Source organism: Sphingomonas sp. Y38-1Y (genome assembly GCF_032391395.1).
In the GTDB taxonomy this organism is placed as follows: domain Bacteria; phylum Pseudomonadota; class Alphaproteobacteria; order Sphingomonadales; family Sphingomonadaceae; genus Sphingomonas.
In genome coordinates this window covers 67,560-79,615 of the sequence record NZ_CP135916.1, presented here as the reverse complement: position 1 = coordinate 79,615, position 12,056 = coordinate 67,560, and the positions used below count along the sequence as shown (strand labels likewise).

Sequence of the window (12,056 nt, the reverse complement as noted above, 5' to 3'; positions counted from 1 at the left end):
ACGGCTTGAGACTGGTTGGCGGAGCGGGAGGGATTCGAACCCTCGATACGGTTTTGCCGTATACTCACTTTCCAGGCGAGCGCCTTCGACCACTCGGCCACCGCTCCGCTTCGCTGGATGGCGCCGCTTAGGCGAGCGGACGCCATCCTGCAAGCGGCGGGATTGCGTGGGGAGCGGGGGCGTGCGACGTTTCGGTGATGTCGATCCTTGCCGCGCTGATGCTGCTCCAGGCCCAGGCCGCTCCAACCCCGCCGCCCGAGCCGCCGACGCCGGGGTCGATCGTCGCCGCGGCGCCGCGATCGGAGTGGCGCGCGATCAGCCCGCGCGACCTGCTGGTCATCGATCTGGCGCCGAAGGGCAGGGCGGCGAGACGAGTCGTCATCCAGCTCGTGCCGGCGCCGTTCGCGCTAGGATGGACCGCGAACATCCGCACGCTCGCCGCGGCGCACTGGTGGGACGGGACAGCGGTGGTGCGCGTCCAGGACAATTACGTCGTTCAGTGGGGGGATCCGACCGAGAAGAAGCCGCTCCCTGCCGGGATCGCGACGGTGCCCGAGCGCGCTTATCTGACGCCTCTCGATACGGTTGCGGAGGCGCGATCGCCGATCGAGGCGCGCGATCTTCCCGAAACGCGCTCGCGTGCCAAGTGGCTGTCCGACATCGCGATCGGCGGCACGGTGACGAAGGCGGCGAGAGAGGGGTGGCATGAGCGCGACAGCTATGCCGAGTGGGTCGAGGTGATCGACGGTTGGCCGATCGCGACCGACGACAAGAATGCCTGGATGCCACATTGCTATGGCATGGTGGGCGTCGGGCGGAACCTGTCGCCGGATACGGGCTCGGGCGCCGAGCTCTATACCGTCATCGGTCAGGCGCCGCGGCACCTGGACCGCAACATCGCGATCGTGGGCCGCGTGATCGCCGGGATGGAGCATCTGTCGAGCCTGGCGCGCGGGACGGGCGATCTCGGCTTCTACAAGACGCCGGGCGAGCGGACGCCGATCGTGCGCGCGCGGCTGGCGAGCGAGCTTCCCGCGGCGGAGCGACCGGCGTTCGAGATGCTCGCGACCGACAGCGAAACGTTCGCGCGCTATGTCGCGGCGCGAGCCAATCGGCGCGACAGCTTCTTCAACGTGCCCGCCGGCGGCGTCGATATCTGCAACCTGCCGGTGCCGATCCGACCGGCCAAGTAAGGCTCAGAGCGATCCGGCGACGATGTTCACCGTGATCGCGAGCACGCCCAGGTTGAAGAAGAAGGCGAGCAGGCCCTGGATGGTGCTCGCGCGGCGGATGCGCGGACCGGTGATCTCGATATCGGCGGTCTGGCACGTCATGCCGATGACGAGCGCGAAGCTGGCGAAATCGGCGAAGTCGGGGGTGCCGCCGCCGGGCAGCGAAATGCCGCCATGATCGCCCCCGTCCTTGTCGGCATCGTAATAGAGCCGCGCATAGTGGAAGGCGTAGACGAGGTTGGCGAAAGCCCAGGCGATGACCTCGGTTGCGATCGCCAGCGGCTCGGCACCGGGGATGCGGCTGTGGTGATCGCCGAGCAGGTCGACGACCGCGACGAGGACGGCGATCGCGATCAGCCCTGCCAGCAGGAGGACGAAGAGCCGGCCGCCATCGTCGCGAAGCGCCCGCGCGCGAAGGCCGGCGGGGTCGCTGCCGATCCGCCACAGCGGCAGCGTGCCGAGGATGAAGGTCAGCGCGGCCAGATCGAACGCCGCGACGAAGGCGATGGCGAGCGGCCAGCCGGCAACGAGCGCGGCGGCGAACGCGATCCCGAGCAGCGCCAGGAAAGCGAGAAAGCGCGGATGGGGCATGCGCGTGTGCATCGCCTCTGCATCGGCGCCTCGGCTTTCGCGTGCAAGCGGTGCGATCAGACCGGCGTCGGCTTCAACGACCAGCGCAGCGGCGTAAGTTGTCCGGCGGTCAGCGTCCGGACATTGAGGCCCGGTCTGTCGGCGAACGGCGCATCAGGCCCAAGCGCGGCCAGCGCGGCGGTAAGGTCGCGCCGGCCGCTTTCCCATCGCTGCGCCGCCGAACCGGGCGAGAAGTCGAAGGCCTTGCCGCTGACCTCCTGAGCCTGGTCCGCATAGGCAAGATAGAGCAACTCGACCCGTCTCGCGCTGCCTGCTTCGACGCGCGCGTCATGGATCGCTTGCCAGGCGGCAATGGAGCGGCGGCTCTGACTGGCGAACATCAGGTCCTGCGCGCGCGACAGCGTCTCGCCCAGCGTACGCGGGGCGGCGGCGCGGAGCGGCAGCAGGTCGATCGCGATGCAGAGCAACGGCCGATCGCTCGCTTCCGCCAGCACGATGTCGAGCGGCAGATTGGCCGAGATACCCGCATCGGCGAACAGCCGGCCGTCGATCTCGACAGGCGCGAAGGCGGGCAGGAGTGCGCTGCTTGCGCGGATATGGTTCGGGGTCAGACGGTGGGCGCGATTGTCGAAGACGACGTCCTCCCCCGTCTCGACATCGATCGCTGTCGCCGAATAGCGGATCGTGCCGCCGTTCAACGCATCGAAGTCGACGAGTTGCTCGAGCGTCGCTGCCAGCGGACGCGTGTCGTAGAGGCTGGACGGCTCGTCGATCCCGAACGGGTTCCACCAGGGGCCATAGAGGTGGCGCGGCGTAAACATGCCCGGCCGCCCACCGGTGAATGCGGCGAGCGCGGCGGCGGTGCGACGAGCGGTGTCGAACACGTCCGCGGTGCCCACCGGGTCGGGTTGCCACATCGCGCGAAGCCGGGTGAGCCGCTGGTCGGCGGGGCTCCCGCACAGGATCGCGCCGTTGATCGACCCTCACGACGCGCCCACGACCCAGTCAGGTTGCCAGCCATGGTCAAGCAGCGCCTCGATCGCGCCCGCCTGATAGGCGCCGAGCGCATTGCCGCCGCTCAACACCAGGGCGAGGCTGAAATCGCGTTCGACCAAGCGACCCTCCGACCGTCATCTCGCAAGTGCGAGATGCTACGCACGGATCAAGCCCGGGCGATGCCAGAGGTTCCGCTCAACGTATTGAAACGTTGAAGACTTTAGCGACCCACCCAGTCAGCCACTTCGGTCGCGACCTGGTTCGCCGCCTGGTTCAGGCCCGTGGCGGCGTTGGTCGCGTCGATCGCGCTCACCGGCACGCGCGCCTCGAAACGGCGCTTGTCGAAGGTGGTCGCGTCCTTGCGGAGCAGCGAGGCGTCGAAAGTGACGACCGCGGTGCTGGTTATCGCGTCGAGGCCGAAGTTGCGCAACTCGCCCGTCAGCTGCGCGCCGGGATCGACGTTCGACTGGCGGCCGGAAAGGACGACATAGCCCGACCGCGCCGTCACCGTATCCGACAGGAGCCGCGCGAACAGCCGCGCGGGCGGTTCGACCCACTGCGCGTCCTTGACGTACGCGATGTTGGTGTCGGTCGAACGGACCGGCACGCGCGTCACCGCGATCTCCTGCGGCGTCGAGGGCACGCGAATGGTGATGTTGCGCGCCTGGCCGCTGTTGGCGGCGGCGCCCACCGGCACCGGCGTCGCGGGCGACAGCGTCAGGAGCGAGGGCGGCGGCTCCGCGCCGAAGCGGATGCACGCCGCGAGCGGGAGCGTCAGCAGGATGGCAAGCTTCTTCATCATCATGCTCCCTTACTTGGCTTCATAATCGGGCAGCTTGGACGAGCCCACCAGCGAGCCCGCCCCCCCGCGATTAACGCGCTCGGCGACGTCCGCCAGCGCCTCGGTCAGCGTGCGCAGGTCGGAGACGAGCTGGCCGACCTCGGGCACCGTCTGCTTGGAGAACGCCTGGAGGCCGGGCCGGGCGTCGCCGATCGCGGAATCGAGCGTCTCGGCGCTCTTCTGGGCCGAGGCGATCGCCTTGTTGAGGTTCTGCATCGCCGGCTTCACATCGTTCGCGAGCACGCCGTTGGTCGTCTGCGCCAGGTCGCCGATCTGCTGCGCGGCGACACCCGCCTTCTGGATGGCGACGCGCGTCTCGGCCATCGTCGCGGCGATCTCGGGCCCGCGATCGGCGAGCGCGTCGGTCAACCGCTGCGTATTGGCGAGGATGCCGGCGATGGAGTTCTGGTTGCGGTCGGACAGAAGCTCGGTCAGCCGCTCGGTCAGCGTCGAGATGCGCTCCAGGAGCTGCGGCGCCGAACTGAGGATCGCGCCGAGCCCGCCCTGACGCGTCGGGATGACCGGGATGCCAAACGGGCACGCCTTGGTCGAATCGCCCGGCGGGCAGCCGATCGGCGGCGCGCCCTTGACCGCGCCGTCGAGCGAGACCTGACTGACGCCGGTGAAGCCGATACCCTGGATCGTTGCGGTGGTCCCCTCGAGGATCGGCACGTCGTCGTTGACGCGAATGCGCACGCGCACGAACTGCGGGTCGGGCTTGAACAGCGCGATGTCGGTGACCTGGCCCGACGGCACGCCGGAGAAGCTGACCGGCGACCCCTTGTTCACGCCGTCGACCGCCTGCTTGAAGAAGATGTCATACTCCTTCTCGTTCCCGCCCGACAGGCGAGCCAGCCAGACGGTGAACAGCGCGAGCATCGCCAGCAGGATCAGGACGACCGCGCCGACAAGGACATGGTTGGAGCGAGTTTCCATGACTTACCTCGGTTCCGCTGGCGCGGGGGCAGGGGTTGGGTGCTGAGCGGCGGCGCGGTCGGCGCTGTCGACGGCGGCTCTCCCGCGGGGGCCGTTGAAATATTCCTGGATCCACGGGTGATCGAGCGCGAGCAGTTCCTCGATCGTGCCGACGGCGATCACCTTCTTGTCGGCCAGCACGGCGACGCGGTCGCAGATGGCGTGGAGCGTGTCGAGATCGTGGGTAATGAGGAAGACGGTGAGGCCGAGCGCGCGCTGGAGGCTCTTGGTCAGCTCGTCGAAGGCGGCCGCGCCAATGGGGTCGAGGCCGGCGGTCGGCTCGTCGAGGAACAGCAGTTCGGGATCGAGCGCGAGCGCGCGGGCGAGGCCGGCACGCTTCTTCATGCCACCCGACAGCTCGGCCGGATATTTGGGGCCGGCTTCGGCGGGAAGCCCGGTCATCACCACCTTGTAGTTGGCGATTTCCGCCAGCAGCGCGGGGGAGAGGTCGGGATAGAATTCCCGCAGCGGCACCTGAACATTCTCGGCGACGGTCAGTGTCGAGAACAGCGCGCCGCCCTGGAACAGCACGCCCCAGCGCTTGCGGATCTCGACCGCCTCGGTCTCCTCGCGGCCGATCGTCGGCTCGCCGAAGACATGGATGTCGCCGTCCGCCGGGCTCTGGAGCCCGACGATTGAGCGCATCAGCACCGACTTGCCCGTACCCGATCCGCCGACCACGCCCAGGATCTCGCCGCGGCGAACCTCCAGGTCGAGATTCTCGTGGACGACCTGCTCGCCGAAGACGTTCTTGAGGCCCTCGACACGGATGATCGGCTCGCCGTCGCGGCCGTTGGAAACCGCGTTCATATCCAGCCGATCCAGGTGAAGAAGACCGCGAAGAACGCGTCGAGGACGATGACGAGGAAGATCGCCTGCACCACTGCGCTCGTCGTGCGAAGGCCGACCTGCTCGGCATCGCTTTCGACGAGCATGCCCTGGAAGCAGCCCGACATGGCGATGATCGCGCCGAACACCGGCGCCTTGACTAGGCCGACATAGAGGTCGGTGATCGGCACGACCTCGCGGATGCGCTGGATGAAGGTGATCGGCGGAATGTCGAGGCTGACCCAGCAGAGGAGGCAGCCGCCGATGATCGCGACCAGCGACGCATAGAAGCCGAGGAGCGGCATCAGCAGCACGGCGGAGAGCACGCGCGGGAGCACCAGCGCCTCCATCGGGCTGACGCCGATTGTGCGCATCGCGTCGATCTCTTCGGTCAGCTTCATCGTGCCGAGCTGTGCCGCGAACGCCGAGCCCGACCGGCCCGCGACCATGATCGCGGTCATCAGCACGCCAAGCTCGCGAAGGGTGATGCGGCCAATCAGGTTGATCGTGAACACCTCCGCGCCGAACTGGCGAAGCTGCACCGCGCCCTGCTGCGCGATGACGATACCGATCAGGAAGCTCATCAGCCCGACAATGCCGAGCGCGGAGACGCCGACGACCTCGAACCGGTGGACCGTCGCGTTGAAGCGGAAGCGGCTGGGATGGCGAACGACGTTGGCAAAGGCGATCGCGGTCGCGCCCATGAAGCCGAGCAGGCCATAGAGCGTCCGCCCGGCGGTCGCGACCGCGGCGCCAACCTCGTCCAGAACGCGCAGGCCCGAGGGGAGCGGCTTGGCTGGCACGGCGACGGGGCGGTCGGCATCGACCACCTGCGCCATCAGCCGCTCGCCATCACCCTGAAGCCCGACGATCTCCGCCCCGCGATCACGCGCGAAGCGGTGGACCACCCATGCGCCGACAGTGTCGATGCGATCGACGCCGGACAGGTCGAGGGTGCGGGCGCTGCCGCCCTCCGCGTCGAGGCGCGCAGGCAGATCGCCCAACCGCGCGAGCGACAGGTCGCCCGAAAAGCGGATCGTGTCGCCGCCCGCGCCATCGCGGGCGAAATCGGCTTGTCGCGTCATTGCCCGCCCTCATCGTTGATTTGCACTGGATCGGCAAGCGCGCAGCCGTATTGACGCGTTCCATGGTCCGCATCGCAATTTACGACATGGACAAGACGATCACCCGCGGACCGACCTGGACGCGGTTCCTGATCGCGGGCGCGCAGCGCCGGGCGCCGTGGCGACTGGTCCTGCTGCCGCTCGCCGGGGTTGCGGCGCTCGGTCATCCGCTGCGGCTGGTCGATCGGGCAGGGCTCAAGCGGGTGACGCAGCGGCTGATGCTCGGCAGTCGGCTGAGCGCGGCGGACGTGCGCGAGCTTGTCGACGCCTTTGCCGACACGATCGACCGCGACGAGGTGATGGCCGAGGCGCGCGACCGGATCGAGGCGGACCGCGCGGCTGGGTATCGCCTCGTCCTCGCGACCGCGTCGTACCGCTATTACGCGGAGGCGATCGCCGCGCGGCTCGGCTTCGATGCGGTGGTCGCAACCGAAGTGCGGCGTGACGACGCGGGTGACGTGGTGAGCGGCGTCGCGGGCGAGAATTGCTATGGCCCCGCCAAACGGCGAATGGTCGAAGCGTGGCTGGCCAAGCAAGGCGTGGACCGTGGCGGGGCGCATATCCGCTTCTATAGCGACCATGTCAGCGACGTGCCGATGCTGGAAGCCGCGGACGAGCCGTTCGCGGTCAATCCGCACGCGCCGCTGCGCAAGCTGGCCGCGGCACGCGGCTGGCCGGTGCTCGACTGGACCTGACCTGCCGTGCTCCCGCGAAGGCGGGAGCCCAGAGTCACGAACGGGGCGTTTGCGGCCCTGGGCTCCCGCCTTCGCGGGAGCACGGTTATCGTTCGCGCAGAGGCGCAGAGAGCGCAGACACGGTTTCGTATCGGGCGCGCGCAGCGCCTTGATGCTTGGGGTCGAGGCGCTGCGCGCAGTCGCCTGCGCTGACTTCTCTGCGCCTCTGCGCGAATCCAACATCATCACAGCGCCCCCTCGACCGCGTGGAGGACGAGGCCGACGGAGCCGCCGACGAGCGTGCCGTTGATGCGGATGTACTGGAGGTCGCGGCCGACGGCGTTTTCCAGCCGCATCGTGATCGTCGCGACGTCCCACCCGCGGATCGTGTCGCTGACCAGCCGGACGATCGCGTCGCCATAGTCGGACGCCGCGCCCACCGCCGCGCGGCGAGCGAAGCGATTGATCGTACGGGCGAGCAGCGGATCGCCCTGGAGCGTGGTGCCGAGTGCGGCGAGCGCCTCGCCCAGCTTGCCGGCGAGCAGCGTGTCGGGATCGCGGACCATGCGCAGCATCCCGCCGCGCATCCGCTCCCAGATCCCCTGCCACCAGTCGCCGAGCGCGGGATTGTCGAGCAGTTCGGCCTTGAACGTCGCCACCTTTGCCTGCGTGTCGGGATCGTGCTGAAGGTCGTGGGCGAGGCTGGCGAGCCCTTCCTCAGCCTTGGCGCGGAGCGGATGGGCGGGATCCTCGGCCATGTCGTGGATGAGTTTGTTGAGGCCGCCGATGATCTTGTTCGCCAGGGTTTCGTCCAGGCCCGTCCAGCGCATGATCGAGCCCGAGCGCTCGTGCACCATCGCGCGGACCAGATGCTCATTGGCCTCCAGCACCTTGGCCGCCCAGCGGACGATGCCGTCGAGCAGGGGCACGTGGCGGCCGTCGGCGATCGCCGCCTCCAGCGCCTGGCCGATCAACGGCGAGACGTCTAGGTCGCGAAGCTGGTTGGACAGCGCGCCGCGGACCATGCCGCCCAGCCGCTCCTGATCGAGCGATTCGAGCATGTCGGCGGCGAGGCGGGAGGCGCCGTAGCGAAGGCGCGTGGCGCTCGCGGCGCCGGCGGGTTCGGCGAGCCAGCGGCCAAGCGCGGCGGCGACGTCGATCCGCTGCATCCGCCGCGCGACGACGGCGGGGATCAGGAAGTTGGTGCGCAGGAAGCTGCCGAGCTGGTCGCCGATCCGGTCTTTGTTCCGGGGCACGATCGCGGTGTGCGGGATGGGCAGGCCGAGCGGATGGCGGAACAGCGCGGTGACCGCGAACCAATCGGCAAGCCCGCCGACCATCGCCGCCTCGGCAAAGGCCTGAACATAGCCCCATGCGGGATGCACGCCCGCCTGCGTCCGCGCGAACAGGAACAGCACCGCCATCGCCACCAACAGGCCGGTGGCGACGCGGCGCATGCGCACCAGCGCGATCGGGGCAGCGTCTCCTGCCCCGGGGACGCGCAACGGACGATTCATGTCCGCAACAATCCCCGAAGCCGGTTTAGGTTCAAGCGGTTCGCCGAACCCTTTCGAGTTACTCCGCCGGCTGCGACCCAGTGTCCGGGCGATAGCCGATGCGGCCGCCGGGCTGATGGTCGAGGAGCGGCGGGCCACCCTCGACATCGTCGCCGGGACGATAGGTGAGCAGCCGCTTCGACAGGCGCGGGCCGACCCAGCGCTCGATCGCGATCGACAGGCTGAAGGTCGCGGGGACGATCAGCAGCGTCAGGATCGTCGAAAGCGTCAGGCCGCCGATCACGGTGATGCCCATCGGCGCGCGCCACGACCCGTCGCCCGACAGGGACAGCGCGGTCGGCACCATGCCCGCGACCATCGCCACCGTGGTCATGACGATCGGCTGCGCGCGCTTGTGCCCGGCGTCGATGATCGCCGTCATCTTGTCGACGCCCTTGCCCATCTCCTCCAGCGCGAAGTCGATGAGGAGGATCGAGTTCTTGGCGACGATGCCGAGCAGCATCAGCAAGCCGATATAGACCGGCATCGAGATCGGCTGACCCGTGACCCACAGCGCGAGCAGACCGCCGAGCGGCGCGAGCAGCAGCGAGCCCATGTTCACGAAGGGCGGCATCACCCGCTTGTAGAGGAGCACCAGCACCGCGAGCACGAGGAGGATGCCCGACACCACCGCGATGATGAAGTTCGCGATCATCTCGTTCTGGAACTTGCTCTGGCCCAGCGTCAGCCGATTCACGCCGATCGGCAGGTTCTTCATCGTCGGCAGGTTGTCGATCGCCTTCATCGCGGTGCCGCTGACGACGCCGGGGGCGAGGTCGGCACCGATGTTGAGGCGGCGCTGCTGGTTGACGCGGTCGATGCGGGTGGGCCCGGCGCCGAAACCGATGTCGGCAATCACCGACAGCGGCACCGCGCCGCCCGACTGCGTCTGGACAGGCAGGTTCTGGATCGTCGACAGCCGCTCGCGCGCATTCTGGTCGAGCGCGACGCGGATCGGGATCTGACGATCGTTGAGGCCGAAACGGGCGCTGTTCTGGTCGATGTCGCCCAGCGTCGCGACGCGGATCGCGCTGGAGAGCGCGGCGGTGGTCACGCCCATGCTGGCGGCCAGGTCCATGCGCGGACGGATGACGATTTCCGGCCGCTGGAGGTCGCCCTGCACGCGCGGCGCGACGACGCTGGGCAGGCGGCCCATCTCCTCCATGATCTTGTTGGCGGTCTCGGCGAGCAGGACGGGATCCTCGCCGCCCAGCGTGATCGTCAGGTCGCGGCCCGAGCCACCCCAGCCGCCCTGCGCGCGGAAATTGACGCGCGCGTCGGGGATCGCCGCGAGCGTCGGCGCCAGGCGGCGCTCGAACTCGTTGCTCTTTTCCTTGCGCCCGTCGGCGAGCATCGCGGTCACGCGCCCGTTGCCGACGAAGCTTCGCGCATAGGTGTCGGTGACGATGTCCTCTTTCGCCAGGATCTGCTGGACGCGCTGGACGACGGCGTCGGTCTGGGCGAGCGTGGTGCCGGGCACCATCTCGATCATCGCGGTGACGTCGTCCGAATCCTGCGTCGGCTGGAAGGTCTGGGGCAGGACGGTGAACATGACGAGCGTCAGCGCCAGCGACGCGGCGCCGGCGCCGACCACCCACACGCGGTGGTCGAAGATCGGCGCGATCAGCTTGCGCCACCAGCCGCCCTTGGCCGCGAAGGCGGTCGCCCGCTCATGGCGGAGCGACCAGCGCAGGATGCCGACATAGGCGTCCATGACCCGGCCCTCGCCATGCTCGGCATGCCCCTTGGCCTTGAGGAAATAGGCGGCGATCATCGGCGTGATGAGGCGCGCAACCGCCAGGCTGACCAGCACCGCTGCGACGACGGTCAGGCCGAAATTCTTGAAATACTGGCCCGAGATGCCGGGCATCAGGCCGACCGGCAGGAACACCGCGACGATCGCCATCGTCGTCGCGAGCACGGCCAGGCCGATCTCGTCCGCGGCGTCGATCGATGCCTGATAGGCGGACTTGCCCATGCGCATGTGCCGGACGATGTTCTCGATTTCCACGATCGCGTCGTCGACCAGCACGCCCGCGACCAGGCTGAGCGCCAGCAGCGTCATCTGGTTGAGCGTGAAGCCCAGCATGTCCATGAACCAAAAGGCGGGGATCGCCGACAGCGGGATGGCGAGCGCCGAGATCGCGGTCGCGCGCCAGTCGCGCAGGAAGAAGAAGACGACGATGACGGCGAGCACCGCGCCCTCGACCATCGCCATCAGCGCGCTGTGATACTGGTCCTCGACGTACTTGACGTTGTTGAACAGCTTTTCGAAGCGGACCTTGGGGTTGCGCTCCTGAAGTGCCTTCAGCTTCTCGGTCGCGCCGTAGAAGACGTTGACGTCGGAGGCGCCCTTGGCGCGCTTGATGTCGAACGCGATCACCTGGCGCTTGTTGTATTCGGCCTTCGACCGGACCTCGGCATAGCCGTCGATCACGCGGGCGATGTCGGACAGGCGCACGGTGCGGCCGTCGCCGACCGCGATCTGCTGCTGGCCCAGGCTGTAGGCGGTTTCGGCGTTGCCGAGCACGCGCACCGCCTGTTCCGACCCGGCGATCTCCGCGCGGCCGCCGGCGGCGTTCAGGTTCACCTGGCGAAGCTGGTTGTTGACCTGCGTCGCGGTCAGGCCGAGCGCCTGGAGCTTGACGGGGTCGAGGACGACGCGGATCTCACGGTCGACGCCGCCGATGCGCTCGACCGTCGACAGGCCGGGAACCGACAGCAATTCCTTGGCGACGGTGTTGTCGACGTACCAGCTGAGCTGCTCGATCGTCATGTCGGGCGCGATCGCGGTGAAGCTCGCCAGGTCGTTGTCGGTGGTGTTGGCGCGATAGATCTGCGGCTCGAGGATGCCGTCGGGCAGCTCGCTGCGGATCTGGGTGATCGCCTCGCGCACGTCCTGCACCGCGCGATCGATCGGGGTGCCGATCGCGAGCTGGACGACGGTGGTCGACGAGCCTTCCTGAACGTTCGACGAAATCTCGTCGATGCCCTGGAGCGAGCGGACGGCGGATTCGACGCGCTGCGTCACCTGCGTCTCGAGCTCGCTGGGGGCGGCGCCCGGCTGGCTGACGACGACGATCGCGATCGGAAACTCGACGTCGGGCTCGTTGTTGACGTCCATCCGCATGAAGCTGACGAGACCCGCCAGCGTCAGCGCGGCGAACAGGACGAGCGAAGGGACCGGGTTGCGGATCGACCAGGCCGAGATGTTGCGGAAGTTCACCGACCGTTTGTCC

Annotated in this window: 10 protein-coding genes, 1 tRNA gene and 1 pseudogene; 2 read left to right on the top strand and 10 right to left on the bottom strand. The window is 68.5% G+C overall.

Annotated elements, in window-relative coordinates; translation table 11 throughout:
- Positions 1-16: 16 nt before the first annotated feature.
- A tRNA-Ser gene (locus tag RS883_RS00435) sits at positions 17-107 on the bottom strand.
- Between the two features lie 90 nt (positions 108-197).
- Here RS883_RS00435 and RS883_RS00430 point away from each other — a divergent pair.
- The gene (locus tag RS883_RS00430) at positions 198-1,193 is read left to right on the top strand and encodes a peptidylprolyl isomerase (protein WP_315761585.1); all 996 of its coding nucleotides are present in this window, start codon (positions 198-200) and stop codon (positions 1,191-1,193) included.
- A 3-nt stretch (positions 1,194-1,196) separates the two neighbouring features.
- Here the strand turns inward: RS883_RS00430 and RS883_RS00425 are convergent, their stop codons facing one another.
- The 7 genes and pseudogenes from RS883_RS00425 to RS883_RS00395 all read right to left on the bottom strand — a co-directional run bounded on the left by RS883_RS00425 (position 1,197) and on the right by RS883_RS00395 (position 6,548).
- A complete protein-coding gene (locus tag RS883_RS00425; protein WP_315761583.1) occupies positions 1,197-1,835 on the bottom strand; it encodes a DUF1345 domain-containing protein in 639 nt (212 codons plus the stop codon).
- Between the two features lie 44 nt (positions 1,836-1,879).
- Entirely contained in the window at positions 1,880-2,203 is a 324-nt protein-coding gene (locus RS883_RS17100; protein WP_409977422.1) for a DUF3734 domain-containing protein, read from the bottom strand.
- A gap of 171 nt (positions 2,204-2,374) precedes the next feature.
- A pseudogene (locus RS883_RS17095) lies at positions 2,375-2,908 on the bottom strand (patatin-like phospholipase family protein); the annotation flags it as partial.
- A gap of 131 nt (positions 2,909-3,039) precedes the next feature.
- Entirely contained in the window at positions 3,040-3,618 is a 579-nt protein-coding gene (locus RS883_RS00410) for an ABC-type transport auxiliary lipoprotein family protein (protein ID WP_315761580.1), read from the bottom strand.
- A 12-nt stretch (positions 3,619-3,630) separates the two neighbouring features.
- Positions 3,631-4,596, bottom strand: coding sequence for an MlaD family protein (locus RS883_RS00405; RefSeq protein ID WP_315761578.1), 966 nt, complete (start codon positions 4,594-4,596; stop codon positions 3,631-3,633).
- A 3-nt stretch (positions 4,597-4,599) separates the two neighbouring features.
- Positions 4,600-5,445 carry an ABC transporter ATP-binding protein gene (locus RS883_RS00400; RefSeq protein WP_315761576.1) on the bottom strand — a complete coding sequence of 282 codons (846 nt, stop codon included), beginning with the start codon at positions 5,443-5,445 and terminating at the stop codon, positions 4,600-4,602.
- Entirely contained in the window at positions 5,442-6,548 is a 1,107-nt protein-coding gene (locus tag RS883_RS00395; RefSeq protein WP_315761574.1) for an ABC transporter permease, read from the bottom strand. The genes RS883_RS00400 and RS883_RS00395 overlap by 4 nt, the downstream gene beginning before the upstream one ends.
- A gap of 50 nt (positions 6,549-6,598) precedes the next feature.
- Here RS883_RS00395 and RS883_RS00390 point away from each other — a divergent pair, with 50 nt between their 5' ends.
- Positions 6,599-7,282 (top strand): HAD-IB family hydrolase, encoded by a 684-nt coding sequence (locus tag RS883_RS00390; protein WP_315761572.1) that lies wholly within the window; start codon positions 6,599-6,601, stop codon positions 7,280-7,282.
- 224 nt (positions 7,283-7,506) lie between these two features.
- On the opposite strand, the gene RS883_RS00385 is transcribed toward RS883_RS00390, so the two are convergent.
- Positions 7,507-8,778 carry a DUF445 domain-containing protein gene (locus tag RS883_RS00385; protein ID WP_409977367.1) on the bottom strand — a complete coding sequence of 424 codons (1,272 nt, stop codon included), beginning with the start codon at positions 8,776-8,778 and terminating at the stop codon, positions 7,507-7,509.
- A gap of 58 nt (positions 8,779-8,836) precedes the next feature.
- Positions 8,837-12,043, bottom strand: coding sequence for an efflux RND transporter permease subunit (locus RS883_RS00380; protein ID WP_315761571.1), 3,207 nt, complete (start codon positions 12,041-12,043; stop codon positions 8,837-8,839).
- Positions 12,044-12,056 lie beyond the last annotated feature (13 nt).